24 protein-coding genes are annotated in these 25,954 nt (G+C 70.7%); 13 read left to right on the plus strand and 11 right to left on the minus strand.

What is annotated here, in order from left to right; translation table 11 throughout:
• The coding region (locus ACFW16_RS26845) for an ATP-binding cassette domain-containing protein (RefSeq protein ID WP_380310882.1) at window positions 1–1,519 on the minus strand (1,519 nt) is incomplete at its 3' end.
• 168 nt (window positions 1,520–1,687) lie between these two features.
• Between ACFW16_RS26845 and ACFW16_RS26850 the strand changes: the two genes are divergently transcribed.
• The gene (locus tag ACFW16_RS26850; protein WP_380310884.1) at window positions 1,688–2,023 is read left to right on the plus strand and encodes an MmcQ/YjbR family DNA-binding protein; all 336 of its coding nucleotides are present in this window, start codon (window positions 1,688–1,690) and stop codon (window positions 2,021–2,023) included.
• A 122-nt stretch (window positions 2,024–2,145) separates the two neighbouring features.
• Here the strand turns inward: ACFW16_RS26850 and ACFW16_RS26855 are convergent, their stop codons facing one another.
• The 4 genes from ACFW16_RS26855 to ACFW16_RS26870 form a co-directional block, all read right to left on the minus strand.
• Window positions 2,146–3,264 (minus strand): site-specific DNA-methyltransferase, encoded by a 1,119-nt coding sequence (locus ACFW16_RS26855; RefSeq protein ID WP_380310886.1) that lies wholly within the window; start codon window positions 3,262–3,264, stop codon window positions 2,146–2,148.
• 48 nt (window positions 3,265–3,312) lie between these two features.
• The gene (locus ACFW16_RS26860) at window positions 3,313–3,933 is read right to left on the minus strand and encodes a ribonuclease HII (RefSeq protein WP_380310888.1); all 621 of its coding nucleotides are present in this window, start codon (window positions 3,931–3,933) and stop codon (window positions 3,313–3,315) included.
• Window positions 3,934–4,010: 77 nt separating this feature from the next.
• The gene (locus ACFW16_RS26865; protein WP_380310889.1) at window positions 4,011–4,253 is read right to left on the minus strand and encodes a hypothetical protein; all 243 of its coding nucleotides are present in this window, start codon (window positions 4,251–4,253) and stop codon (window positions 4,011–4,013) included.
• A 56-nt stretch (window positions 4,254–4,309) separates the two neighbouring features.
• The gene (locus ACFW16_RS26870) at window positions 4,310–5,419 is read right to left on the minus strand and encodes a PA0069 family radical SAM protein (protein WP_380310891.1); all 1,110 of its coding nucleotides are present in this window, start codon (window positions 5,417–5,419) and stop codon (window positions 4,310–4,312) included.
• A 165-nt stretch (window positions 5,420–5,584) separates the two neighbouring features.
• Here ACFW16_RS26870 and rpsT point away from each other — a divergent pair, with 165 nt between their 5' ends.
• The 6 genes from rpsT (at window position 5,585) to ACFW16_RS26900 (ending at window position 13,380) form a co-directional block, all read left to right on the plus strand.
• Window positions 5,585–5,845: a 30S ribosomal protein S20 gene (gene rpsT, locus ACFW16_RS26875; RefSeq protein WP_034847866.1), complete on the plus strand. Its 261-nt coding sequence runs from the start codon at window positions 5,585–5,587 to the stop codon at window positions 5,843–5,845.
• A 513-nt stretch (window positions 5,846–6,358) separates the two neighbouring features.
• Window positions 6,359–7,753, plus strand: a complete 1,395-nt coding sequence (dnaA, locus tag ACFW16_RS26880; protein WP_380310894.1) for a chromosomal replication initiator protein DnaA — start codon at window positions 6,359–6,361, stop codon at window positions 7,751–7,753.
• Between the two features lie 195 nt (window positions 7,754–7,948).
• Window positions 7,949–9,082: a DNA polymerase III subunit beta gene (dnaN, locus tag ACFW16_RS26885; protein WP_380310896.1), complete on the plus strand. Its 1,134-nt coding sequence runs from the start codon at window positions 7,949–7,951 to the stop codon at window positions 9,080–9,082.
• A gap of 63 nt (window positions 9,083–9,145) precedes the next feature.
• On the plus strand, window positions 9,146–10,339 hold the full coding sequence (recF, locus tag ACFW16_RS26890) for a DNA replication/repair protein RecF (protein ID WP_380310898.1): 1,194 nt from the start codon (window positions 9,146–9,148) through the stop codon (window positions 10,337–10,339).
• Between the two features lie 15 nt (window positions 10,340–10,354).
• Complete coding sequence (gyrB, locus tag ACFW16_RS26895) at window positions 10,355–12,814, plus strand: DNA topoisomerase (ATP-hydrolyzing) subunit B (RefSeq protein WP_380310900.1); 2,460 nt, start codon at window positions 10,355–10,357, stop codon at window positions 12,812–12,814.
• 125 nt (window positions 12,815–12,939) lie between these two features.
• Window positions 12,940–13,380, plus strand: coding sequence for a terminase large subunit (locus ACFW16_RS26900; RefSeq protein WP_380310902.1), 441 nt, complete (start codon window positions 12,940–12,942; stop codon window positions 13,378–13,380).
• Window positions 13,381–13,570: 190 nt separating this feature from the next.
• On the opposite strand, the gene ACFW16_RS26905 is transcribed toward ACFW16_RS26900, so the two are convergent.
• On the minus strand, window positions 13,571–15,079 hold the full coding sequence (locus ACFW16_RS26905; protein WP_380310904.1) for a hypothetical protein: 1,509 nt from the start codon (window positions 15,077–15,079) through the stop codon (window positions 13,571–13,573).
• 159 nt (window positions 15,080–15,238) lie between these two features.
• Between ACFW16_RS26905 and msrA the strand changes: the two genes are divergently transcribed.
• The 5 genes from msrA (at window position 15,239) to ACFW16_RS26930 (ending at window position 20,518) form a co-directional block, all read left to right on the plus strand.
• On the plus strand, window positions 15,239–15,949 hold the full coding sequence (gene msrA, locus ACFW16_RS26910) for a peptide-methionine (S)-S-oxide reductase MsrA (protein WP_380310906.1): 711 nt from the start codon (window positions 15,239–15,241) through the stop codon (window positions 15,947–15,949).
• A gap of 125 nt (window positions 15,950–16,074) precedes the next feature.
• Window positions 16,075–17,442 (plus strand): c-type cytochrome, encoded by a 1,368-nt coding sequence (locus ACFW16_RS26915; protein WP_380310908.1) that lies wholly within the window; start codon window positions 16,075–16,077, stop codon window positions 17,440–17,442.
• 12 nt (window positions 17,443–17,454) lie between these two features.
• Window positions 17,455–17,964, plus strand: a complete 510-nt coding sequence (locus ACFW16_RS26920; RefSeq protein WP_380310910.1) for a (2Fe-2S)-binding protein — start codon at window positions 17,455–17,457, stop codon at window positions 17,962–17,964.
• Window positions 17,961–20,192 carry a molybdopterin cofactor-binding domain-containing protein gene (locus tag ACFW16_RS26925; RefSeq protein ID WP_380310912.1) on the plus strand — a complete coding sequence of 744 codons (2,232 nt, stop codon included), beginning with the start codon at window positions 17,961–17,963 and terminating at the stop codon, window positions 20,190–20,192. The genes ACFW16_RS26920 and ACFW16_RS26925 overlap by 4 nt, the downstream gene beginning before the upstream one ends.
• A gap of 116 nt (window positions 20,193–20,308) precedes the next feature.
• On the plus strand, window positions 20,309–20,518 hold the full coding sequence (locus tag ACFW16_RS26930) for a hypothetical protein (RefSeq protein WP_380310914.1): 210 nt from the start codon (window positions 20,309–20,311) through the stop codon (window positions 20,516–20,518).
• A gap of 79 nt (window positions 20,519–20,597) precedes the next feature.
• On the opposite strand, the gene ACFW16_RS26935 is transcribed toward ACFW16_RS26930, so the two are convergent.
• Entirely contained in the window at window positions 20,598–20,780 is a 183-nt protein-coding gene (locus ACFW16_RS26935; protein WP_380310916.1) for a hypothetical protein, read from the minus strand.
• A 202-nt stretch (window positions 20,781–20,982) separates the two neighbouring features.
• Window positions 20,983–21,381 (minus strand): peptide-methionine (R)-S-oxide reductase MsrB, encoded by a 399-nt coding sequence (gene msrB / locus ACFW16_RS26940; protein WP_380310918.1) that lies wholly within the window; start codon window positions 21,379–21,381, stop codon window positions 20,983–20,985.
• A gap of 87 nt (window positions 21,382–21,468) precedes the next feature.
• Here msrB and ACFW16_RS26945 point away from each other — a divergent pair, with 87 nt between their 5' ends.
• Window positions 21,469–22,203: an SDR family oxidoreductase gene (locus tag ACFW16_RS26945; protein WP_380310920.1), complete on the plus strand. Its 735-nt coding sequence runs from the start codon at window positions 21,469–21,471 to the stop codon at window positions 22,201–22,203.
• A 4-nt stretch (window positions 22,204–22,207) separates the two neighbouring features.
• Here ACFW16_RS26945 and ACFW16_RS26950 read toward each other — a convergent pair whose 3' ends face one another.
• The 3 genes from ACFW16_RS26950 to ACFW16_RS26960 all read right to left on the minus strand — a co-directional run bounded on the left by ACFW16_RS26950 (window position 22,208) and on the right by ACFW16_RS26960 (window position 25,943).
• Window positions 22,208–22,576, minus strand: a complete 369-nt coding sequence (locus ACFW16_RS26950; protein WP_380310922.1) for a VOC family protein — start codon at window positions 22,574–22,576, stop codon at window positions 22,208–22,210.
• Between the two features lie 30 nt (window positions 22,577–22,606).
• Window positions 22,607–23,335: a 4'-phosphopantetheinyl transferase family protein gene (locus ACFW16_RS26955; RefSeq protein ID WP_380310924.1), complete on the minus strand. Its 729-nt coding sequence runs from the start codon at window positions 23,333–23,335 to the stop codon at window positions 22,607–22,609.
• A 214-nt stretch (window positions 23,336–23,549) separates the two neighbouring features.
• Window positions 23,550–25,943 (minus strand): aldehyde dehydrogenase family protein, encoded by a 2,394-nt coding sequence (locus ACFW16_RS26960; protein WP_380310926.1) that lies wholly within the window; start codon window positions 25,941–25,943, stop codon window positions 23,550–23,552.
• Window positions 25,944–25,954: the final 11 nt, after the last annotated feature.

The raw sequence follows: 25,954 nt of genomic DNA on the forward strand, positions 1-25,954 counted from the left end.
GGGCCCCGTCATCGCCGCCCACGGCGCCCTCTATCCCCGCGATAGAGACGTGGACGCGATGGTTGGGCGCCACCACCACCAACCACAGCCGCGGCGGCCTTGGCCCGCCCAGCACGCAGGCCAAGGCCGCCCGCAGCGTCTCGCCGCCGCTGAGGTCGCCGACCCGGCGCAGCGCCGCGTCGGCCCGGAACAGGAAGCGCGCCAGCGCCGCCCGGCAGGCATTGTCGGTCGCCTCCGGATGCATCGCCCGGAAGTTCTGCAGGATGGTGCGATCCGGCCGCAGCCCGCCGGCCCGCTGGTCGAGCACGGCGATGCCGCCGCCGAAGCGGCGGACCCGGCCCTCATCCGGCTGCAGCTCGCCGGCCGCGAGGCGCAGCAGCGTCGACTTGCCGGCGCCGTTCGGCCCGGTCACCGCCACCCGCTCCGGCCCGGCCAGGATGAAGGACAGGTCGCGCAGCACCGGTCGGGTCGCGCCGGGCGGCGACCAGGAGACGTGCTCGAAGGCGAGGACCGTGGTGCCGACGGCGAGCCCGGTGGACGGCAGCGAGGCCGCCAGAATCTCGGTGCGCTCGATCGCGGCGCGGGCCCCGGCCAGGGCCGCCTCGGCGGCCTCCTGCCGCCGGTCGTGAAGGCCGCTCTGGCGCGCCTGGGTGTGCCCGGCCCACTCCTTGGCGGCATCCAGCAGCAGCTTGGACTGGCTTCCGCTCGCCCGGGATCTGCGGGCTCGGGAATCGCTGCGGGCCTTCCGCTCCACGGCCGCCTGCCGCTCCCGCGCCAGCCGCGTCACCTCCTTCTCGGCATGGATCAGGCCACGCTGCGCCGCCTCGGCATCGGCCTCGCGCCGGGCCCGGTACTCGTCCCAGTTGCCGCCGTAGACCCGGGCGCCGAGGCCGGACAGCTCGACGATCCGGTCCATCCGGCGCAGCACCCCACGGTCGTGGCTGACCACCAGGGCGCCGCCGCGCCAGCTTTCCAGCAGGTCGCGGACGGCGTCGCGGCCGTCGGCGTCGAGGTTGTTGGTCGGCTCGTCCAGCACCAGCATGTCCGGCGGGTCGACCAGCAGCCCGGCCAGGGCCAGCCGGGTGGCCTCGCCGCCGCTCAGGGTGCCGAGCGGCCGGCGCAGGTCGAGATCGGCGGGCAGGCCCAGCCTGGGCAGCGCCGCGGCCGCCCGCTCCTCCACCGTCCAGTCGGCGGCGGCGAGGTCCTCTTCATTGCCCTCCCCCGCCAGCAGCCGGTCGAGCCGGGCCAGGGCCGGAGCGATGCCGAGCGCGTCGGCGGCGGTCATGCCGGGCGAGACCTGCACGGCCTGGGGCAGCAGGCCGATCCGGCCCTGCCGCAGGATGCGGCCGGATTGCGGCGGGATCTCGCCCAGCAGCAGGCGCAGCAGCGTCGACTTGCCGACGCCGTTGCGGCCGACGAGGCCGGTCCGCTCGGCCCCGAAGGCGAGCGTCAGATCCTCGAACAGCGGGCGGTGGTCAGGGGTGTGGTGGGACAGCGACTCGGCGGCAAGGAGAAGCATGACGGCTCGACGGAGGCAGCGTGACGGGGCGGGTGAAATGCCGTTCCGTCCTGCGTTCCATCGGGGCCTCTCCTGCTGTGTGAGGCCGGCAGCATAGCCGCAAAAATTATCCAGGCAAACCAGGGCACAGGCGCGCATCCTTGCGGCGGGGTGGGAATGAGGCCTGAGATGGCGGATGAAGAGACGGTCCGGCGGGCCGCGCTGGCCCTGCCGGAGGTGACGGAGGAGGCGCATTGGGAGCGGCCATCCTTCCGGGTCGGCGGCAGGATCTTCGCCGTGCTGCGCCCGGCGGAGCGTCGGGCGGTGCTGAAGCTGCCGCACGACCACCAGGAGATGCTGTTCGCGGCGCGTCCCGAGGCCTTCACACCGGCGCGCTGGGGCCGGCTGGTCTGGACCTTCGTCGCGCTGCCGCAGGTCGATGACGAGCAGATGGCGGCGCTGGTGGCCGAGGCCTGGCGCGAGGTGGCGCCGAAGCGGCTCGCGCGGCGGACGCGGTCCAGATGAGCCTGGAACTCCAATCGGTTGGGCAGAAAAGCTAAAGACGTTGGTTGGGTTCGCTCTTGCGAACCCGACACAGGATCAAGCCGTAAGATGTTGGGTTCGCGTGCGCGAACCCAACCTACGGATCAATGCACCGCCATCTCGGCCCGGATCTTCTGGCGCAGCAGGTCGATCGGCGCCAGCCGGTCGCGCTGCGCCTCGAAGTGCCAGAAGGTCCAGCCGTTGCAGGAGGGGGCGCCCTGCAGCGCCGCGCCGACCCGGTGGATCGACCCGGCGTGGTCGCCCTCGCTGTTGCTGGCGATCAGCGTGCCGTCGGCCCGCACCTTGGCGACATAGCGGCGCTGGGTGTCGAACAGCCGGTCGCCCGGCCGCAGCATGCCGCGCTCCACCACCCAGCCGAAGGGCACGCGCGGCGCCTGCCGCTTCGACAGGGTGTCGAGCATGCTCGGGTCGACCGGCGACTCGATCGCGGCGATGCGCTGGGCCGCCACGCGGGCATAGGCCTCCTCACGCTCGACGCCGATGAACCTGCGGCCCAGGCGCTTGGCCACGGCGCCGGTGGTGCCGCTGCCGAAGAACGGGTCGAGGATGGTCTCCCCCGCCCGGGTCGAGGACAAGAGGACGCGCCACAGCAGCGCCTCGGGCTTCTGCGTCGGATGCGCCTTGCGGCCGTCGATCTTCAGCCGCTCGCCGCCGCTGCAGATCGGCAGCGTCCAGTCGCTGCGCATCTGCAGCTCCTCGTTCAGCGCCTTCATGGCGTCGTAGTTGAAGGTGTAGCGGCTGTCGGGCGACTTGGCGGCCCAGATCAGCGTCTCATGCGCGTTGGTGAAGCGGGTACCGCGGAAGTTCGGCATCGGGTTCGACTTGCGCCAGACGATGTCGTTCAGGATCCAGAAGCCGAGATCCTGCAGGATGGCGCCGACCCGGAAGATGTTGTGGTAGGTGCCGATCACCCACAGCGTGCCGTCGTCCTTCAGCGCGTGGCGCGCTGCGGCCAGCCAGTCCCGCGTGAAGCGGTCATAGGTGGCGAGGTCGCTGAACTTGTCCCATTCCGCATCGACGCCGTCGACCCGGCTCTCATCCGGCCGGCGCAGCTCGCCCCCCAACTGCAAATTGTAGGGCGGGTCGGCGAACACGCAATCGACCGAGCCGGCGGGCAGCGACCGCATCGCCGAGATGCTGTCGCCGAGGACGATCCGGCAGCCCGGCGGCAGGCGCTCGGTGATGATGGGTGATTCGCTCATGAGGCGACGATGATTCGCCGCGGAGTCGCCGTCAATCCCCCGCTTGAATCAGCCTGTTATGGCGAGTCGCTGCAGCACCGGGGCAAAAGACCGCCGGTGATGCTCGCAGACCCCGATGCGGTCGAGCGCGGCGATGTGCTCGGGCGTGCCGTAGCCGACATTGCGTTCCCACCCATAGCCGGGATGAAGGGTGGAGAGACGCAACATCTCGTGGTCGCGCACAACTTTTGCGAGGATCGAGGCGGCCGCGATCGACAGCGACAAGGCGTCGCCGCCGACCACGGCCCGGCCGTCGCAGGGCAGCCCGTCGGGCACCTTGTTGCCGTCGACGAGCGCGATGTCGGGACGCTCCGGCAGGGCATCCAGCGCCCGGCGCATCGCCAGCATGCTGGCCTGGAGGATGTTGATTCGGTCGATCTCCTCGACCGAGGCCCAGCCGAAGCCGACCTGCGCCACCGCCCGGATGCGCGGCACCAGCGCCTCGCGCCGCTGCGCCGTCAGCACCTTGCTGTCGTCGATCAGGGCCGCGAGATCGGGGTCGAGCGGCCGGGTCAGCACCACGGCCGCGGCCAGCACCGGGCCGGCCAGCGGGCCGCGGCCGACCTCGTCCAGCCCGGCGACGTTCCGCACCGGCGCGCCGCACTCGATCTCGAGACTCCAATCCGGCATGCCGACCCTCCTGCCCCAGGGCATAGCGCCGGCGAGACGAAGAGCCAAGCCCGTAGCGTCCCGCAGTCCGAATGCGGCTACGCGGGCTGATCCGAAAGGTCGAGGCGACGCTCGATCCGGTCGAGCCGGTCATGAATGCGCTCGAATCGTCCACCGATTTCGGCGCGGAACTCGGCACCGTCGCGCTCCAGATGCGCCAGATGCCGCTTGATCGCGGCAAGGCGCACGCGCTGTTCGCGCTGTTCCGACCGCATCTCCGCCACATCGGCACGGACGGCACGTAGAAGCTCGATGACGAGGTTTTCAGGCTCGGTCGTCATGATACGAATCAGCGGTGAGCCGTGTGGGATGTCAAACCGTTGGCCAACACGCCCCCTCAGAACAAGCTCATCTGGTCGCCCGGCCGCGGCGGCGGGGAGAACTGGGTGATGTCCAACGTCCAGCGCTTGCGGTCGAGGCCGAGCCGGCGGACGGCGTGGTTGAAGCGGGCGCGGATCAGGTCGGCCACCGGCCCCTCGCCGCGATGCCGCTCGCCGAAGCCCGACTTGTAGAGTCGGCCGCCGCGGGTCTGGCGGATCAGCGACATCACCCGGCCCGCCCGGTCCGGCGCATGCGCCTGGAGCCATTCCTCGAACAGGCCGGCGATCTCCAGCGGCAGCCGCAGCAGCGTCCAGCCCGCCGCCGTGGCGCCGGCCTTCACCGCCGCCTCCAGCACCTGCTCCAGCGAATGGTCGTTGAGGCCCGGGATCATCGGCGAGGTCAGCACGATCACCGGGATGCCGGCCTGGGTCAGCTGCCGCATCGTCTCCAGCCGCCGCGGCGGCGTCGCCGCCCGCGGCTCCAGCGTCCGCGCCAGCTCGCGGTCCAGCGTCGACAGCGAGATGCAGACCGCCGCCAGCCCCTTCGCCGCCATCGGCGCCAGGAGGTCGATGTCGCGGGTGATCAGCGCCGATTTGGTGACGATGCCGAGCGGATGGTTGAAGCGCGACAGCACCTCGATCACCCGGCGGGTCAGCTTCAGCTCGCGCTCGATCGGCTGGTACGGATCGGTGTTGGTGCCCATCGCCATCACCGCCGGGACGTAGCCGGGCCGCCGCAACTCGGCCTCCAGCAGCTCCGGTGCGTCCGGCTTGTAGAACAGCTGGGTCTCGAAATCGAGGCCGGGCGACAGGCCGAGCCAGGCATGGGTCGGCCGGGCGAAGCAGTAGATGCAACCGTGCTCGCAGCCCCGGTAAGGGTTGATCGACCGGTCGAACATGATGTCCGGCGAGTCGTTGCGGGTGATGATGGTGCGGGCGGTGTCGACGTGCAGCTGCGTGCGCAGCGGCGGCTCCCCCTCCTCATCCTCCGGCGGCAGTCCCGCCCAGCCGTCGTCGACCCGGTGGCGGGTTGCGGCCTCGAAGCGGCCGGTGCGGTTGCTGACCGCACCGCGGCCCTTGCGCGGCTGGTCGGGCAGCTCGTCGAGTTCGGGTGGCTTGATCGGCATGAGAACAAATATAGAACATAAGAGCCGGCTTGCCAATCCCCTCCGGGCAGCCCCACATGTCGGCCGCAGGCGGCGCCGAGACTCGTCTTGACGCCCGGGCACGAAGGGACTATCAAGCGCCCTCGTTTTTCTTGGGGCCGTCGTTGGCCCGAACTGGGACCGACAATGGCCAACCACAAGTCCGCCGAGAAGCGCATCCGTCAGACCGAGCGTCGCACGGTCGTCAACCGCAATCGCGTCAGCCGCATCCGCACCTTCGTCAAGAAGGTCGAGGCGGCGATCGAGTCCGGCGACAAGGCCGCCGCGGCCGAGGCCTTCAAGGCGGCGCAGCCGGAGATGCATCGCGGCGTCACCAAGGGCGTGCTGCAGAAGAACACGGTCGCGCGCAAGCTGTCGCGCCTGTCCGGCCGCATCAAGGCCCTCTAAGCCCGGAACACCGACAAGCCGTTCCGCGACGGCGGTCGCGGGACGGCTTTCTCATGTCCAGGGGAACGGTGGATGCGGCACAACCGGCCGCCGTCCGGGACCGTTTTTTGCGTTTTGGGATGGTCCGGATTTGTTCCGTTGCCAGCCCGCGCCCACCCTGCATATGATCATCTTTCGCCCGCGCGTCAGCAGGTGAAGATGGTTTCAGGACACAACTTGCCCGGCTACCAGCCTTCCTCGCGAAGATTGGCAGAAGTCTGCGAGTGTCTCTGAAAAATACTTAAGCAGCTTCTATTACCCGATCTTTCGGCTTCATAAGTAGCCGCGAGGAATTGTTCCTGCATGTCGGTCGTGATACTCTGATTATTACAGTTTGAGTTCTGGAGCATGGCAGCCGCGCATCCGACATCGGGTGCCGCTGGTGGTGGGAACGGGTAAAGTCCGGGTCGCTGGCGGGGCCGCGCATCGCGGCCGCCGGAGTCGAATGAGGGGTCGGAAGGCAGCATGTCGTCGATGGGGGGAGTCATCGCATCGATCGATCAGCAATGGGCCCGGGTCTGCGGCCGGTTGCGCGAGGAGGTGGGCGAGGGCGCCTTCAAGAGCTGGCTGCGCCCTGTCGTCGTGGTCGATCTCGATGGCGGCGAGGTCCGCATCGCCGCCCCCACCCGCTTCATGCGCGACTGGGTCGCCGCCCACTACGCCGACCACATCCGCCGGCTGTGGCACTCCGAGAACCCCGACATCCACAGCGTCGACGTGATCGTCGTGCCGGACCGGCTGGCGAAGCCCCCGGCCGCGGACAGGCCGGCGGCGACCGCCCCGGCCTCGCGCGCCGAGTCGCGGCCGACCGCGACGGCGGAGCGCCCGCCCGAATCGGCGGCCGAATTCGGCGCCGTGCTCGACCAGCGCTTCACCTTCGACAACTTCGTCGTCGGCAAGCCGAACGAGCTGGCCCATGCCGCCGCCCGCCGGGTGGCGGAGGCCAACAGCGTCACCTTCAACCCGCTGTTCCTCTATGGCGGGGTGGGCCTGGGCAAGACCCACCTGATGCACGCCATCGCCTGGCACATCCGGCAGAAGCACCCGGAGCGGCGCGTGCTGTACATGTCCGCCGAGAAGTTCATGTACCAGTTCATCCGGGCCCTGCGGTTCAGGGACACGATGACGTTCAAGGAGATGTTCCGGTCGGTCGACGTGCTGATGATCGACGACGTGCAGTTCATCTCCGGCAAGGACTCCACCCAGGAGGAGTTCTTCCACACCTTCAACGCCCTGGTCGACCAGAACCGCCAGGTGGTGATCTCGGCCGACAAGTCGCCCTCCGACCTCGAGGGGATGGAGGAGCGGCTGCGCTCCCGCCTCGGCTGGGGCCTGGTCGCCGACATCCACCCCACCACCTACGAGCTGCGGCTGGGCATCCTGCAGGCCAAGGCGGAGACGGCGCGGGTCGAGATCCCGGCCAAGGTGATGGAGTTCCTGGCCCACAAGATCACCTCCAACGTGCGCGAGCTGGAGGGGGCGCTGAACCGCATCACCGCCCATGCCGAGCTGGTGCACCGGCCGATCACCCTGGAATCGACCCAGGAGCTGCTGCACGACCTGCTGCGCGCCTCCGACCGCCGGGTCACCATCGACGAGATCCAGAAGCGCGTCGCCGAGCACTACAACATCAAGGTCGCCGACATGCATTCGGCCCGCCGCGCCCGCACCGTGGCCCGGCCGCGGCAGGTGGCGATGTACCTGTCGAAGCAGCTCACCCCCCGCTCGCTGCCGGAGATCGGCCGCAAGTTCGGCGGCCGGGATCACACGACCGTGATGCATGCCGTGCGCAAGATCGAGGAGCTGTGCAGCGAGGACCGCTCCTTCGCCGAGGATGTCGAGCTGCTGCGCCGCATGCTTCAGGTTTGAACCCGCCGACTCCGGAGGCTGCTCGGCAGCCGGTCGGCAGGCCCGGAAAATCTGTCCGGCGCCGTGTCCGGCCCTGCGCCTGCCTCTCGCCACCGCCGCAGGCTTTCGGCTATAGTGCGCCCCCGCCGCGTCGGCCGGGCTCCTGCCCGCCCCGATGAACTGTCCGGCGGCCGGCATCGTCGAAGTGGAATCGGGATGAAGCTGATCATCGAGCGTGCCGCCCTTCTGAAGGGCCTGAGCCATGTGCAGAGCGTCGTCGAGCGGCGCAACACCATCCCGATCCTGTCCAATATCCTGCTGCGTGCCGATGGCGGCGCGCTGCGCCTGACGGCCACCGACATGGATCTCGAGATCGTCGAATCCGTGCCGGCCGAGATCCAGGCGCCGGGCGGCACCACCGCCCCGGCCCACACCCTCTACGACATCGTCCGCAAGCTGCCGGACGGCAGCCAGGTCGAGATCGAGACCAACCCCGACGGCGGCTCGCTGACGCTGCGCGCCGGCCGCTCGAACTTCCGGCTGGGCTGCCTGCCGGTCGAGGATTTCCCGAGCATGGCGGGCGGCGAGCTGAGCCACCGCTTCACCATCGCCGCCGGCGACCTCAGGGTGATGATCGACCGGACCAAGTTCGCGATCTCGACCGAGGAGACGCGCTACTACCTGAACGGCATCTACCTGCACGCCGCCACGGCCGACACCGTGCCGGTGCTGCGCGCCGTCGCCACCGACGGCCACCGCCTGGCCCGGGTCGAGATGCCGCTGCCGGACGGCGCCGACGGCATCCCCGGCGTGATCGTGCCGCGCAAGACCGTGATGGAGCTGCGCAAGCTGCTGGACGAGAGCGGCGAGACGGTCGAGGTGCAGCTGTCCGAGACCAAGACCCGCTTCACCCTGCCGGGTTCTGCGGGCGACGGCGTGGTGCTGACCTCGAAGCTGATCGACGGCACCTTCCCGGAATATGAGCGGGTGATCCCGAGCGGCAACGACAAGATCCTCGAGGTCGACGCCAAGGAGTTCGCCAAGGCGGTCGACCGCGTCTCCACCATCTCGACCGAGAAGAGCCGGGCGGTGAAGCTGACGATCGAGAACGGCTCGCTGACCCTTTCCGCCAACTCGGCCGAGCAGGGCAGCGCCACCGAGGAGATCGAGGTCAGCTACGAGGCGTCGAAGATCGAGATCGGCTTCAACAGCCGCTATCTTCTGGACATCACCCAGCAGATCGAGGGCGACGGCGCCCGCTTCGCCATGGCCGATGCCGGGTCGCCGACCATCGTCCGCGACACCGCCGATTCCAGCGCGCTGTACGTGCTGATGCCGATGCGGGTGTGACGGCTTGAACACAGGACAGCGGGCATTCGGGGCGAAGCATCCGCTTCGGATGCCTTGAGCCACATGTCCCAGGACCCCATGCCGGAGCAGGCGGCCGCCTCGTCCGGGCGCACCCCGGGAGCGGGGGGCCGGATCGCGGTGACGCGCCTGACGCTGACCGAGTTCCGCTGCTACGGCCAGCTGCGGATCGAGCTGGACCCGCGCCCGGTGGTGCTGACCGGGCCGAACGGCGCCGGCAAGACCAACCTGCTGGAAGCCGTGTCCTTCCTGTCGCCGGGCCGCGGCCTGCGCCGGGCGCCGCTGCCGGAGGTGACGCGCCGCCAGGCCACCGGCGGCGCCGGCTGGGCGGTCGCGGCCCGGCTGCTGACCCCGACCGGCGAGATCGCGCTGGGCACCCGGCTGGAGCCCGGCGAGGGCCGCCGCGCCGTGCAGATCGACGGCCGACCGGCGCAGAGCCAGGCGGCGTTCGGCGCCCGGGCGCCGATGGTCTGGCTGACGCCGCAGATGGACCGGCTGTTCGGCGACGCCGCCAGCCAGCGCCGCCGCTTCCTCGACCGGCTGGTGTTCGGCTTCCACCCCGACCATGCCGGGCAGCTCGGCGCCTATGAGCGGGCGATGCGCGAGCGCAACCGGCTGTTGAAGGAACCCCGCGCCGACCCGGCCTGGCTGGCGGCGCTGGAGGACACGATGGCGACCAGCGGCACCGCCGTCGCCGCCGCCCGGCGCGAGCTGGTGGCGCGGCTGCGCGGCGCCGAGTCGCTGATGATCGAAGGCCCCTTCCCCCGCGCCGAGCTGGCCGTGGAAGGCCGGATCGAGGCGTGGCTCGAGGATCGGCCGGCGGTCGATGCAGAAGAGGCTTTTCGGAACCTTTTGTGCGATAATCGCCGCATCGACGCTGCGGCCGGAGCCGCGACGGAAGGTCCGCACCGCAGCGACCTGTCCGTCCACCACCGGACCAAGGCGATGCCGGCGGCGCAGTGCTCGACCGGCGAGCAGAAGGCGCTCCTGATCGGCATCGTTCTTGCCAATGCCCGCCTGCTCGCCGGGGAACGCGGCGCCCCGCCCCTCCTCCTCCTCGACGAGGTGGCGGCGCATCTCGACGAGGCCCGTCGGGCAGCGTTGTACGAGGAGATCCTGGCGCTCGGCGCCCAGGCCTGGATGACCGGCACCGATCCGGCGCTGTTCGCGCCGCTCGGGGACCGGGCCCACCACCTTGGCGTCGACGACGCCCGGGTGGCGGCCCGGGACGCCGTTTGAAATGGATGAAGAAGTATGTCGGATTCTGCGATCCCGAACGACAACGGCGCCTATGATGCCGGTTCCATCACCGTGCTGCGCGGCCTCGAAGCGGTGCGCAAGCGGCCGGGCATGTATATCGGCGACACCGATGACGGCTCCGGCCTGCACCACATGGTGTACGAGGTCGTCGACAACGCCATCGACGAGGCGCTGGCCGGATACTGCGACACCGTCACGGTGACGCTGAACGCCGAGGGCTCGGTCTCGGTGACCGACAACGGCCGCGGCATTCCGGTCGCGATCCATGAGGAGGAGGGCATCAGCGCCGCCGAGGTGGTGATGACCCAGCTGCACGCCGGCGGCAAGTTCAACCAGAACTCCTACAAGGTGTCGGGCGGCCTGCACGGCGTCGGCGTCTCGGTGGTGAACGCGCTGTCGGAGACGCTGGACCTGCGCATCTTCCGCGACGGCCACGAATGGCACATGCGCTTCCGCGACGGCGAGAGCGAGGCGCCGCTGGCGGCGGTCGGGGCGCAGGGCGAGAACCGCGGCACCCATGTCACCTTCCTGCCGTCGAAGCAGACCTTCACCAAGACCGAGTTCGATTTCGGCACGCTGGAGCACCGGCTGCGCGAGCTGGCCTTCCTGAACTCCGGCGTCGCGCTGACCCTGACCGATGCGCGGGGGCCGGAGCCGCGGGTCGTCGAGATGCATTACGAGGGCGGGCTGAAGGCCTTCGTCAACTACCTCGACAAGGCCAAGCAGCCGCTGCACGGCGAGCCGATCACGGTGACGTCGGAGCGCGACGGCATCACGGTCGAAGTGGCGATGCAGTGGAACGACAGCTACCACGAGACCATGCTGTGCTTCACCAACAACATCCCGCAGCGTGACGGCGGCTCGCATCTGGCCGGGTTCCGCGGCGCGCTGACGCGGCAGGTGAACAGCTACGCCACCGAGAGCGGCATCCTGAAGAAGGAGAAGGTGGCGCTGACCGGCGACGACGCCCGCGAGGGGCTGACCTGCGTCCTGTCGGTGAAGGTGCCCGACCCGAAATTCTCCAGCCAGACCAAGGACAAGCTGGTCTCCTCCGAGGTCCGGCCGGTGGTCGAGGCGGTGGTCAGCGAGATGCTGGCGACCTGGTTCGAGGAGCACCCGAACGACGCCAAGCGGGTGATCCAGAAGGCGGTCGAGGCCGCCACCGCCCGCGAGGCGGCGCGCAAGGCGCGCGAGCTGACCCGGCGCAAGGGCGCGCTCGACTTTGCCTCCCTGCCCGGCAAGCTGGCCGACTGCCAGAACCGGGACCCGGCGGAATCCGAGCTGTTCCTGGTCGAGGGCGACAGCGCCGGCGGCTCGGCCAAGCAGGGCCGCGACCGCAAGTTCCAGGCCATCCTGCCGCTGCGCGGCAAGATCCTGAACGTCGAGCGGGCGCGGATCGACAAGATGCTGGGCTCGGCCGAGATCGGCACGCTGATCACGGCGCTGGGCACCAGCATCCGCGACGAGTTCGACGCCGACAAGGCGCGCTATCATCGCATCATCATCATGACCGACGCCGATGTGGACGGCAGCCATATCCGCACCCTGCTGCTGACCTTCTTCTACCGGCAGATGCCGCAGCTGATCGAGCGCGGCTACCTCTACATCGCCCAACCGCCGCTGTACCGCGCCGCCCGCGGCAAGGAGGCGGTGTATCTGAAGGACGATTCCGCGCTCGAGGCCTATCTGATCGACAGCGGCATGCGCGACCTGGTGTTCACCCCCTTCGACGGCGCCCAGGTGGCCGGCCTCGACCTGCGCGCCCGGATCGTGCAGGCGCTGGAGGTGAAGCACCAGCTGACCCCGCTGATCCGCAAGGTCGGCAGCCGCATGGTGGTCGAGCAGGTGGCGATCGCCGGCGCGCTGGCGTCGCGCATCGTCAACGACCCGACGCTGGCCACGGAGACCGCGACCTACATCTCCAACCGGCTCGACGCGCTGGAGCCGGAGTTCGAGCGCGGCTGGCAAGGGTCGCAGCTGCCGCCGCAGGGCAACCAGCCCGGCGGGCTGGTGTTCCGCCGCACCCTGCGGGGGGTGACCGAGGGCCGGGTCATCGATTCCGACATCATCCGCTCGGTCGAGGCGCACAAGCTGGACCGTTTGGCCGGCGAGCTGCAGGCGCTGTACAAGCGGCCGGGCGTGCTGACCTGGATGAACCCGAAGGGCCCGGCCCAGGAATGGCCGATCACCGGCCCGATCGACCTGATCGACCGGGTGCTGGAGCAGGGCCGCAAGGGCCTGGCGGTGCAGCGTTACAAGGGCCTGGGCGAGATGAACCCGGACCAGCTGTGGGAGACCACGCTGGACCCCAATGCCCGGGTGCTGCTGCGGGTCGAGGTCAAGCACGCCGACGACGCCGAGGAGGTGTTCTCGACCCTGATGGGCGACGTGGTCGAGCCGCGCCGCGACTTCATCCAGGAGAACGCGCTGAAGGTGACGAACCTGGACGTGTGATCCGGCAGGTCGGGAAGTGCCTTCGGCCCCTCCCGCGGGGCGGGAGAGGCAAAGAAGTCCGGGCGTCGTAGGTTGGGTTCGCGGCAGCGAACCCAACAGGATCGGAGGGCCGCGACGGCGGCGGCATGTTGGGTTCACGAAGGCGCGAACCCAACCTACGCGGTCATCCCGTGTCCGGGGATTTGGGCCTGCGGCCGGCCGGCTGGCCTCGATCAGCTCCGCCACCTCCGGCCGCTCCACCCGCTCGCACATCTCGGCGGCGCGGGCCGATCATCGCCGACAGCGCCCGGCCGGAGACCATCAGCTACATGCAGCGCCAGGGCTTCGGCAGCATCACGGGATCGATCAAGGGGGCGGGGTCGATGCAGGACGGGGTCGAGTTCCTGAAGGCGCACGACATCCTGGTGCATCCGCGCTGCCGGCACCTGATCGACGAGCTGGCGCTGTACAGCTACCGCACCCACCCGAAGACCGGCGCGATCCTGTCCGAGCTGGAGGACTGCGAGAACCACGCCGTCGAGGGGCTGCGGCGGGGCGGCTATGACAGCTCGATGAAGTGGGTGTGAGGGACAGCGGCGCCTGCTTCGGCGAGGGCGGAAACTGCGGGCGGGAATCCGGGCTTGTCGGGCATTCAGCCTCCGATCGCCCATGTCACCCTAATTCTTCTGTCTCAGTCCAGGGGTGCAGTCCATTGCGGTCTCCCGGCGCACCCGTCACCGAATTCACACTATGCCGTCCGCTCGCCGATCCAGTCGCTCAGAACTGCAGCACCGTGATGGAGGTGGGGTCGAGGGTGAGGATGAGGCGATTGCCCACTGGGGCGACAGAAGACTTGGCTCGATACACGGGAAAGAGATCATCGGGCCCGGCGCCGGACAGCGCCGTGACGGTCGCCGGCCTGGGCGCGTATTGGTTGAGCGTCAGCTCCGTGGATGTTTCCGCCATGCTCTTGTTGATGAGCCAGACGTTGAGACGCCCGCTCTCCGGATCGTGGCTGGCGAACGCACGGACGGTGGCGGTGCTGGTCGTCGCCACCATCCGCTCGAGCGAGAACCGCGAGAGCAGGCTGACGGCTATTCCCTGCGGCGCCAGCGTATTGTCCGGCTTGAGCGCGTCGGATTCGCTGCCGATATAGTTCGGCCAGATGTTGCCGGCGGCGTTTTGCTGGACCCAGCGTGTGTTCCAGAACTGGGTGAAGGCGACCCGCGCATCCTGCTGGAACTGTGCGAGCATATCGAGCGTCATCAGGGCGTGGCCGAGATCCCCCTGGGTCCAATTGCCAACGACGCCGAAGGTGAGGCCACCGGTTTCCGTGACCGCGATCTTGATGCGGTCGCGGTGCTCGGGATAGCCCTGCAACGCGCTCCACGCCGCGTCGATCGCGCCGATCGGGTCGAGGTCGGCACCGGCGTAATCCGGATAGCCGGCGAAGGTGTAGGCGTCATAGGCATGCACCGACAGGAAGCCGATCTCGGGTCCGGCGCCGGCAAGCAGGGTGGTCCAATCGGCCTTGCTCCTGGCGTAGACGCCGCACAGGATCGAGGGGTCGGCCTGTTTCATGGCCCCGCAGAACGCCACCACATCGGCGGCCTGCTGCCGGCGGCCCGGATCGCCGCCCATATACCCGGGGATGGAGGTTTCATTGCCGATTTCCCAGTAGCGAATGCCATAGCCCCTGACGATGTTGGCGTAGCGCACCCACGCCTTTGCGGCATCGAGCGCCTGCTGCCGCGTCAGCGACGTGCCATCGGGGAATGCCGGCTTGTAGATGCCGTCATAGGCGACCACCATCACCGGCGTGCATCGGCCCGCTTTGCAATCGGCCATGAACGTGTCGAAATCATAGGGCGGATGCGCCCAAGTGCCGGAAGCGCTCGCGCTCGGACGCCAATAGGCCGGGTCGTTCGACGGCCAGTCTTGTGAGCTGATGCGCGCAAGGCGGGGATTCGGCGCATCGAACGGCGGCGTCGACCACAGATAACCGTCGCTTTTCTCGCCGCCTGGATACCGCCAATACGTCGCGCCCATCTCGGTCAGTGCGGCGGGCAGGGTGCGCGCGCCGGCGACGCGGTTGGCCTGATGATCCCACCAATAATCGGTGTTGATGCCAAGCCGCGCGCCGTTTGCCGTGCCGGTGTTCAGCACGGACGCCGCATCGACGGCGACGTATTCGACAGCCGCGGCGGGCGCGCTGGCGAGGATCGCCCCGGCGCAGATCAGAGACGGCAGGAGGCGAGAGAACGGGAGAGCGCGACGTGGCCACATGTCGGACCTCTTCACGATGTCGCGGTGATCTCAGCGACCAGAGTGGCCTCTGACTGTAAACCGGCACGGGCTCGCGGCGCCGGCCTTTCGTAACCCGACGGCCGGCTTCGGCGAACCGGGTGTCGAGGCCCTCGCAGGCCCGAACGGGAGATCCGGATCGTGACCAAGCGCTTTCCTTCCCTGCCGGCCCTGGCCGGCGCCCTGTCGCTGCTCGCAATCGCCGCCGGGCTGTCGGTGACCGGATCCTCGGCCGAGGAGGCGCAGCTGGTGCCGCCGCCCGCGGTCGACGAGGCCCCCGGCGCGGCGTTGGAGACCGCGGTGCTGGCCGGCGGCTGCTTCTGGGGCATGCAGGGCGTGTTCCAGCACGTCGAGGGCGTGACCGGCGCCGTGTCCGGCTATGCCGGCGGCGATGCCGCGACGGCGCGGTACGAGACGGTCAGCGGCGGCGGCACCGGCCATGCGGAAGCGGTGAGGATCACCTACGACCCGCACCGGATCAGCTACGGCCGGATCCTGCAGATCTACTTCTCGGTGGCGCACGACCCGACCCAGCTGAACCGCCAGGGGCCGGATGTCGGCCCCCAGTACCGCTCGGCGATCTTCCCGGCGGATGCGGAGCAGGCGCGGGTGGCCAAGGCCTATGTCGAGCAGCTGGACCGGGCCGGGGTGTTCGACGCGAGGATCGCCACCCGGATCGAGCCGGGCCACGCCTTCTACCCGGCCGAGGACTACCACCAGGACTACTTGACGCTGCACCCGACCAGCCCCTACATCGCGATCAACGACCTGCCGAAGGTCGAGGCCTTGCAGCGGCTGTTCCCGGAATCCTACCGCGCCGACCCGGTACTGGTCTCGGCGCAGACCAACTGAGGGCAGCGGAGCGGCGACAAATCGCCCCTGGCCAGGACGGCCGTCTTGTCCGACCCTGCATAACCAGGAATGCGCCGGCCGAAATCCCGTGAGAGGACCGGCCGGCGGGCAAGGGACGGGTCTCCATGGGGCTGCTGAAGGCCGGCCGCATCGCTCTTGGAGTCGGGCTGCTGCTGATCGTGGGCGGCGCGGCGGGGCTTGTCGCCTATGCCTGGCGGCCGGCGATCGACCCGGTCGACCCGCCGGCGGCCGCCGGCTTCGACCCGGCGCTGGTCGAGACGGGCGCCGACCTGGCCGCGATCGGCAATTGCGGCACCTGCCACACCGCGCCGGGCGGCAAGCCCTTCGCCGGCGGGCTGCCGCTGCCGACGCCCTTCGGCACCATCACCAGCACCAACATCACCCCCGACCCCGAGACCGGCATCGGCCGCTGGTCCGAGGCGGCGTTCGGCCGGGCGATGCGCGAGGGCGTCGACCGCGCGGGCCGGCACCTCTACCCCGCCTTCCCCTACGACCATTTCACCCTGGTGACCGACGCGGACAACCGCGCCCTCTATGCTTTCCTGATGACGCGCCAGCCGGTCCGGGCGCCGGCGCCGGCCAACGACCTGCCCTTCCCGCTGAACCAGCGCTTCGTGCTGGCCGGCTGGAAGCTGCTGTTCCTGCAGCCGGGACCGTACACGCCCGACCCGGCGCATGACGCCGAGTGGAATCGCGGCGCCTACCTGGCCGAGGGGCTGGCGCATTGCGGCGCCTGCCACACGCCGCGCAACGCCTTCGGCGCGGAGGAGACCGACCGGCGCTTCGCCGGCGGCGTCGCCGAGGGCTGGCACGCCGTGCCGATCGGCAGCGGGTCGACGGCGCCGGTGCCCTGGACCGAGGAGTCGCTGTTCCAGTATCTGCGCGCCGGCTGGCACGGGCTGCACGGCACGGCGCAGGGGCCGATGGCGCCGGTGGCCGACAGCCTGGCCGCGGTGCCGGAGGCGGATGTGCGGGCGATCGCCGCCTATGTCGCCTCGGTGATGGGGTCGCCCGACGCCGATGCCCGCCGGCGCGGCGATACCCTGGCGGAAGCCGTCGCCAACCCGGCCGGCCCCGGCACCCGGCCGCAATCGGCCGGCAGCCAGACCATCGCCGCCGCCGGTCCGGCAGAGGATCCCGGCGCCGCGATCTATGCCGGCACCTGTGCCGCCTGCCACGAGAGCGGCCGCCCCTCGCCCTTCGGCGGCCTCGATCTCCGGCTCAGCTCCGCCATCACCGGCGACAGCCCGGCCAATCTGATCCGCATCATCCGCCACGGCGTCCCGGCGGCGAGCGGCGCCCGCGGCCCGATCATGCCGGGATTCGCCGCCGCCCTGTCGGACCGGCAGCTCACGGCGCTGGCGGCCTATCTGCGCGGCCGCTTCAGCGACCGGCCGGGCTGGACCGGCCTGAGCGATGCCGTCCGGACCGCCAGGGACGGCGAGGCCGCCTCGGCGGCCGCCGGCCACTAGGGAGGAGAGGTCATGATCGAGCTCGAGGTCAACGGCCGCCGGCAGAGCATTTCCGCCGATCCCGACACGCCGCTGCTGTACGTCCTGCGCGGCGAGCTGCAGCTCAACGCCGCCAAATACGGCTGCGGCCTGGGGCAGTGCGGCTCCTGCGCCGTGCTGATCGACGGCGAGGCGGTGTTCTCCTGCGTCGTCCCGGTGCTGCTGGCGGAGAACAAGGAGGTGACGACGCTGGAGGGGCTGGGCACCGAGGACGAGCCCGGCCCGCTGCAGCGCGCCTTCATCGCCGAGCAGGCGGCGCAGTGCGGCTACTGCATCCCCGGCATGATGATGCGGGCCCACGCCCTGCTGCGGAAGACCCTGACCCCGTCGGACGCCGAGATCCGCCGCCAGCTGCAGGGCCATCTGTGCCGCTGCGGCACCCATATGCGGATCCTGCGCGCGATCCGCCGCGCCGCGGAGGAGATGCGGAGCGCGGCGGTCACGCCACGACGGTCGGCGCCGCCGCGGGAGACGGCGCGGTGAGCGCCGGCCTGTCCCGCCGCTTCGTGCTGCAGGGCGCCGGCGGCCTGGTCGTCAGCTTCGCCCTGGCCCCCGCCGGCCTGGCGCAGCAGGCGGCCGAGACGCCGCAGCTGGGCGGCGCCCTGCCCGGCAGCCTGGAGGACGCCCCCTTCCTCGATGCCTGGATCCGGATCGATCCCAAGGGCGCGGTCACCGTCTTCACCGGCAAGGCCGAGCTGGGCCAGGGCATCGCCACCGCCCTGCAGCAGATCGCGGCGGAGGAGCTGGGCCTGTCCTTCGAGACGCCGACCATCGTCACCGCCGACACCGAGCGGACCGCCAATGAAGGCTACACCGCCGGCAGTCATTCGATGCAGGACAGCGGCACCGCCATCCGCCACGCCGCGGCCCAGGTCCGGGAGATCCTGCTGGGCGAGGCGGCGCGGCAGATGGGGGCGCCGGTCGACCAGCTGCGGCTCGAGGCCGGCAACGTGGTGGCGCCGGACGGCAACCGCCGCTCCTACGGCGCCCTGGCCGCCGGCCTGTCGCTCCACGTCGAGGCGCAGCCGGAGTCGAAGCTGACCGACCCCGGCGCCTTCCGGGTCATGGGCCGGCCGCTGCCGCGGATCGACATCCCGGCCAAGGTGACCGGCGGCGAGGCCTATGTGCAGGATCTGCGCCTGCCCGGCATGCTGCACGGCCGGATCGTGCGGCCGCCCAGCACCGGCGCCCGGCTGGCGGCGCTGGACAGCGGCGCGGTCGAGGCCCTGCCCGGCGTGGTCAAGGTGGTGCGCGACGGCAATTTCCTGGCGGTGGTGGCGGAGCAGGAGTTCCAGGCGATCAAGGCGATGCGGCTGCTGGCCGCCGCGGCGCAATGGGAAGAGGACGCCCAGCTGCCGGACCAGTCCCGGCTGGCGGAGGCGCTGCTGGCGCTGCCGGCCCGGGACCTCCCGATCCTCGACCGGCGCGCCGCCGTCGCGCCGTCCGGCCGGACGCTGGAGGCCCGCTATTCCCGGCCCTATCTGCTGCACGGGTCGATCGGCCCGTCCTGCGCCGTGGCGCAGCAGGACCCGGACGGGCTGCTGACGGTCTGGACCCACACCCAGGGCGTCTATCCCGACCGCAGGGCGATCGCCGAGATGCTGGGCCGGCCGCCCGAGCAGGTGCGCTGCATCCATGTCCAGGGCTCCGGCTGCTACGGCCACAACGGCGCCGACGACGCCGCGGCCGACGCCGCCCTGCTGGCCGCCGCCCTGCCCGGCCGCCCGGTGCGGGTGCAGTGGATGCGCGAGCAGGAGCATGCCTGGGAGCCCTACGGCCCGGCGATGGTGGCCCAGGCCCGGGCGACGCTGGACGAGGCCGGCCGCATCGCCGACTGGGATTACGGGGTGTGGAGCAACACCCATTCGATGCGCCCCGGCCCGGCCGGCAGCCTGCTGGCCGCCCGGTACCTGGCCAAGCCCTTCCCGGTGCCGGCGCCCCGGCCGCTGCCGCAGCCGGAGGGCGGCGGCGACCGCAACGCCATCCCGCTCTATACCCTGCCGAGCGCCCGGGTGGTGCACCATTTCCTGCCGGACATGCCGCTGCGCATCTCGGCCCTGCGCTCGCTGGGCGCGCAGATGAACGTGTTCGCGATCGAGAGCTTCATGGACGAGCTGGCGCTGGCCGCCGGCGCCGACCCGGTCGAGTTCCGCCTCGGGCACTTGGACGACCCGCGCGCCCGGGACGTGATCACCGCCGCCGCCGAGGCCTTCGGCTGGAGCCGGGGCAAGCCAGCCGCGCCGGGGCATGGCCGCGGCTTCGCCTTCGCCCGCTACAAGAACCTGGCCGCCTATTGCGCCGTGGCGGTGGAGGTCGCGGTCGAGCGCGAGACCGGGGAGGTGCGCGTGCCGCGCGTGGTCGCCGCGGTCGACACCGGCCAGGTGGTCAACCCCGACGGGGTGCGCAACCAGATCGAGGGCGCGGTGCTGCAGTCGATGAGCTGGACCCTGTATGAGAGCGTCGGCTTCGACCAGGGCCGGATCACCTCGGTCGACTGGTCGACCTATCCGATCCTGCGCTTCGACGCGGTGCCGGACAGCGTCGAGGTCCGCATCATCGACCGGCCCGGCGCGCCCTTCCTGGGCTGCGGCGAGACCGGCCAGGGCCCGGCCAGCGCCGCGCTGGGCAACGGCATCGCCGACGCCGCCGGCCGGCGCCTGCGCGACCTGCCGCTGACGGCGGCCAGGATAAAGGCCGCGATCGGGGTGTGAGGCATCCATGCCACACTCCGTCCCTTCGCCGCCGCGGATGGGAACGATCTCGCGACCCGCATCGTTTCCCACTCTGAATGTTTACAGGCACGGAGATGAGGATGTTGAAGCCGGCTATGCTTATCCTGGCGGCGGCGCTGTCACTGGCGGCGTGCGGCCGCGACCCCGGCACCCGGGCGCTCTCGGGTGGTGCGCTCGGCGCAGGACTTGGCGCCGGCACGGCGGCGATCACCGGCGGCAATGTCGGGACCGGCGCGATCATCGGCGGTGTCGGCGGCGCCGCCGTCGGCGGCCTGACGAACTGTCACGCCGTCGGACGCTGCTGACCCGGAGGTCGGTCGACGATCGGTTCGGGCCTGCGGAGATGCGTCTCCGCGGGCCCGAACTTTTTCCGGCGGGCGGCCGCTATGACCGGACCTTCGCCTGCAATCCGGCGAGCCGGTCGGCGGGGACCGCCGCGTCGAAAGCCGCCATCCGGAGGGCTTCGGACTCATACGCCTCGTCCGGCGCGTCGCCGGCCAGGACGATGGTGTAGCTCGTCACCACGGCGCCGTTCTCGTCGCACAGATCGACGATCCGCTCCGGCATGGCGGCCTCCCGGACCCGCCTCCGTCAGCGCGGCAACGGTCCCACCTTGTCGCCGGAGATCAGCGCGGTCGTCTCCTCACGATGCTCCATGACCGTCTCCTCGCGTCCCGTCTGCACGTATAACGGGAGGAGACGGCTGCTCGGTTCCGTTCCGGATGGTGCGATTTCGGAGCCTGCGGGACCGTTTCCGAACGTGGCCGGCTCACTCCGGCTGGAAGTCCAGCGCCACGCCGTTGATGCAATAGCGCAGCCCGCTTGGCGGCGGCCCGTCCTCGAAGACATGGCCGAGATGGCTGCCGCAGGTGGCGCAGTGCACCTCGATGCGGGTCATGCCGAAGCTGCGGTCGACCGTGGTCTCGACCGAGTCCGGCACCGGGTCATTGAAGCTGGGCCAGCCGGTGCCGCTCTCGAACTTCAGCTTCGATTCGAACAGCCTGCTGCCGCAGCCGGCACAACAGAAGGCGCCCGGCCGGTGCTCGGTCAAGAGGCCGCAGCTGCCCGGCCGCTCGGTGCCGTGCTGCCGCATCACCCGGTACTGGTCCGGCGTCAGGATCTGGCGCCACTCGTCGTCGCTGCGGGTCACGGGATAGGGTTCGGGCATGCTCGATCTCCTGAGCCGGTCCGGGGAGGCGCCGGCGTTCCGACCCTGATATAGGGTGGCATCACGAGTCGACACAGGGAGGATGGCATGGGCGGGCAGGATTTCGCCGGGCGGCGGGTGCTGGTGACCGGTGCCGGCAAGGGCATCGGCCGGGCGACCGCGGTGCTGCTGCACCGGCGCGGCGCCGAGGTGATCGCCGCCACCCGCAGCCCCGAGGACCTGGCGAACCTGGCGCAGCAGATCGGCTGCCGCACCATCGCGGTCGACCTGGGCGACGCCGAGGCGACGCGGCGGGCGGCCACCGAGGCGCTGCCGGTCGACGCGCTGGTGAATTGCGCCGGCACCACCACGCTGGAATCCTTCCTCGATACGTCGGTGGAGAATTTCGACCGGATCATGGCGGTGAACGCCCGGGCGCCGATGATCGCGGCCCAGGTGGTGGCGCGCGACCTGATCCGCCGTGGGCAGAAGGGCGCCATCGTCAACGTGTCGAGCGTGTCGTCGATGATCGGCCTGACCGACCACACCGCCTATTGCGCCTCGAAAGGCGCCCTGGACGAGATCACCCGGGTGATGGCGGTGGAGCTGGGGCCGCACGGCATCCGCACCAACAGCGTCAACCCGGTGGTGACGCTGACGCCGATGGCGGTGAAGGCGTGGAGCGACCCGGCCAAGTCCGGCCCAATGCTGGGCCGCATCCCGCTCGGCCGCTTCGCCCAGCCGGAGGAGGTCGCCGAGGTGATCCTGTACCTGCTCGGCGACGGCTCGGCGATGATGAACGGCGCCATCGTGCCGGTCGATGGCGGCTTCCTCGCCATGTGAGCTGTCAGGGCGCCTCGCGGCACACCGCCTCGACGTTGTGGCCGTCGGGGTCGAGCAGGAAGGCGCCGTAATAGTCGGGATGGTAGTGCGGCCGCAGCCCGGGCGCGCCGTTGTCGCGGCCGCCGGCGGCGAGGCCCGCCGCATGGAAGAGGTCGACGATACCCCGGTCCGGCGCCGCGAAGGCGACATGGGTGCCGGTGACGGGACCGTCCTGCAGGCCGATCCAGAAGAAGGCCCGGCGGCCCACGCCGTAGCCGGCGAAGGTCTCGCCATCGGCATAGAGGCGGGTGATGCCGAGCGGCGCCAGCAATGCGTCGTAGAAGGTCCTCGACCGTTCGAGATCGCCGACGCGGATGGTGACGTGGTCCAGCATCCAATCCTCCGAGCCCGTGGTGCCCCTATCCTACAGCCCCCACAGCCCCGGCTCGAAGCGCCAGGCGGCGATGCCGATGCCGGCCGACGGGACGGCGACGGCCGCCGCCGCGCCCTCGAGCGGCGGCAGGTCGTGCAGGTGCCAGTCGGCGCCGGCGAGATCCGGCGGCAGGACGGGGCGGCTGGTCCGCTCGGCCGGGTCCGCGCTGACGGTGAAGCCGGTGAAGTCGAAGGAGAAGCCGCGGCCGATGCCCTTGGACAGCGCCTCCTTGCGGGTCCAGACCGCGTAGAAGGCGGCGGTCAGCACCGGGCCGGACAGGCCGGCCAGGACCGCCCGCTCCGCCGCCGAATAGGCGATGCCGGCGACCTCGAGCGGCGGCGGGTGCGAGACGGCCTCGACATCGACCCCGACCTCGATCCCCCGGCCCAGCGCCACCACGGCCCAGGGGCCGCTGTGCGAGAGGTTGAAGCGCAGGTCGCCCTCCGCCAGCTCGGGCTTGCCCCAGGAATTCCGGCGGAAGCGCAGACGATTCGGGGGAACGTCGAGCGCGCGGCCGAGCAGCAGCCGCAGCGCCGCATGGGCGACGACGTAGCGGGCCCGCAGCAGGTCGGTGCGGAACCGGTCGGCGCGCTGCCGCTCCTCCGCCGACAGCAGCGCCAGGCCGGCCGCCGGATCGCGCTCGGTGCGCAGGCGCCAGGCATGGATGTGGCCCGGCGGCAGGTCGGGGACGCCCGACGGCATGGCCCAGGTGTCGGACATCGCCCCTCCTCGCCCCGCCCCCTTACCGTCATGCCCGGGCTTGACCCGGGCATCCAGAGATGTCGATGCCGCTCTGGCTGGCCCCTGGATCCTCGGGTCAAGCCCGAGGACGACAATAAAAATTAACTCTACCCTCTTTCACACCCCGAAAACCCTCAACCGGGCACCCGTGGGTCAAGCCCGGCAATGACAATAAGAAGGAGTGGCCCCGCCCTCACTCCCCGTAAGGCAACCAGATGTTCTTCACCTGGGTGGCCCGGCGCAGATAGTCGCGGCCTTGCCCTTCAACATCGGACAGCCAGTCGCGGCGGCGGCCCTGGTTGGTCCAGGTGGCCTTGAGGTTGCCGGCGCTGGCCTTCTCCACCGCAGCACCACCTTCGGCCGGGCCGACATACCAGAGGGCGGCGACGTCGTCGTGCTCGGCCAGGGTCCTGGCCAGGACGTCGCGCTCGCCGGTGACGATGTTGACCACGCCGTCTGGCACGTCGGAGGCGTCGAGCACCTGGTACAGGTCGGTCGCCGCCAGCGGGTGGCGCGGCGACGGCACCGCCACCACGCGGTTGCCCATGGCGATCGCCGGCGCCACCAGCGAGACGAAGCCGAGCAGCGGCGCCTCATCCGGGCACAGGAGGCCCATCACGCCCCAGGGCTCGTTCATCGCCAGCGTCACCTGGCGGGCGCGGGCATCATGCACCTGGCCGTCATATTTGTCGGCGAAACCGGCATAGAAGAAGATCCGCCGCACCGCGGCCTCGACCTCGGCCGCAGCGACCTTGGCCGAGGCGCCGGTCATGGCGGCGATCCGGTGGGCGAACTCCTCGGACCGTGCGGAGAGATTCTCGGCCAGGAAGTACAGCACCTGGGCGCGGTTGTGCCCGGCCAGGCTGCCCCAGCCCGTGGCCTTGTGCGCCGCCTCGACCGCGTTGCGGATGTCCTTGCGGTTGCCGAGGCCCGCCTGGCCCAGCGCCCGCCCCTTCGGATCGGTGACGGTATAGCTGTAGCCGCCGTCGGGCCGCGCCTGCTTGCCACCGACATAGAGCTTGGCGGTGCGGTCGATCGAGGGCAGGTCGTGGTCGCCGCCCAGCGGCACCGCCGCCAGCGGGGCCGCCGCCGCGGGCTTCAGCGCCGGTGCGTCCTTTTCCCAGCCCGGCACCAGGTATTCGAACATGCCCTCGCGCCCGCCCTCGCGGCCGAAGCCGCTCTCGCGGTAGCCGCCGAAGCCGACCGCGGCGTCGAAGGCGTTGGCGCAGTTGATCCAGACCACGCCGGCCTTGAGCCGGGCGGCGACGTGCAGCGCCTGGTTCACCGTCTCCGACCACACCGAGGACGCCAGGCCGTAGCGGGAGTTGTTGGCCAGGGCCACCGCCTCGTCCGGCGTGCGGAAGGTCGAGGCCGTCAGCACCGGGCCGAAGATCTCCTCCTGCGCGATGGTCGAGGCCGGCTCCGCCCCGGTGAACAGGGTCGGCGGGAAATAGAGGCCGCCCTTGGGCAGCGTCGCCGCCTCCTGCCAGCAGGCGGCGCCTTCGGTCTTGCCGAGCTCGACATAGTGCCGGATGCGATCGAGCTGCACCTGGGCCACGATCGGCCCCATGTCGGTCGATTTGTCGAGCGGATCGCCGACCCGCAGGGTCGCCATCCGGCGCTTCAGCTTGTCGTAGAGGCGGTCGGCCACGCTCTCCTGCACCAGCAGGCGCGAGCCGGCGCAGCAGACCTGGCCCTGGTTGAACCAGATCGAATCCACCACGCCCTCGACCGCGGCGTCGAGGTCGGCGTCGTCGAACACGATGAAGGGCGATTTGCCGCCCAGCTCCAGCGACAGCTTCTTGCCGGTGCCGGCGGTCGCCTCGCGGATCTTCCGCCCGACCTCGGTCGAGCCGGTGAAGGCGATCTTGTCGACATCGGCGTGCTCGACGATCAGCGCTCCGGTCAAGCCATCGCCGGTGACGATGTTCAGCACGCCCGGCGGCAGCCCGGCTTCTCGGGCGATCTCGGCGAAGAGCAGCGCGGTCAGCGGCGTGAACTCGGCCGGCTTCAGCACCACCGTGTTCCCGGCGGCCAGCGCCGGCGCCACCTTCCAGGCCAGCATCAAGAGCGGGAAGTTCCAGGGGATGATCTGGCCGCAGACCCCGACCGGGCGGTAGCCGGGGAACTCGGTCTCGACCAGCGAGGCCCAGCCGGCGTGATGGTAGAAGTGCCGGGCGACCAGCGGGATGTCGATGTCCCGGCTCTCGCGGATCGGCTTGCCGTTGTCCATGGTCTCGACCACGGACAGCAGCCGCTCGCGGCGCTGGACATGGCGGGCCAGGGCGTAGAGGTGGCGGGCGCGCTCGGACCCCGGCAGCGCCGCCCAGCTTTTCTGCGCCCGGCACGCGGCCTTGACCGCGGCGTCGACGTCCTTGGCCGTGCCCTGCGCCACCTGGGCCAGAGGCTTGCCCGTGGCCGGGTTCAGCACCTCGAAGCGGCCGCCCTCGGCCGGGGCGACGAATTTGCCGTCGATGAAATGGCCGAAGCCCGCCTCATGCCGCGCCAGCCAGTCGCGGGCGATGCCGCTGTCCTCGGGCGCCGGGCCGTACTCCATGGTGTCGAGAATCTCCGCGATCCGGGGCATAAGTGAGGCTC

This window comes from Inquilinus sp. NPDC058860, assembly GCF_042743185.1.
Taxonomy (GTDB): domain Bacteria; phylum Pseudomonadota; class Alphaproteobacteria; order DSM-16000; family Inquilinaceae; genus Inquilinus.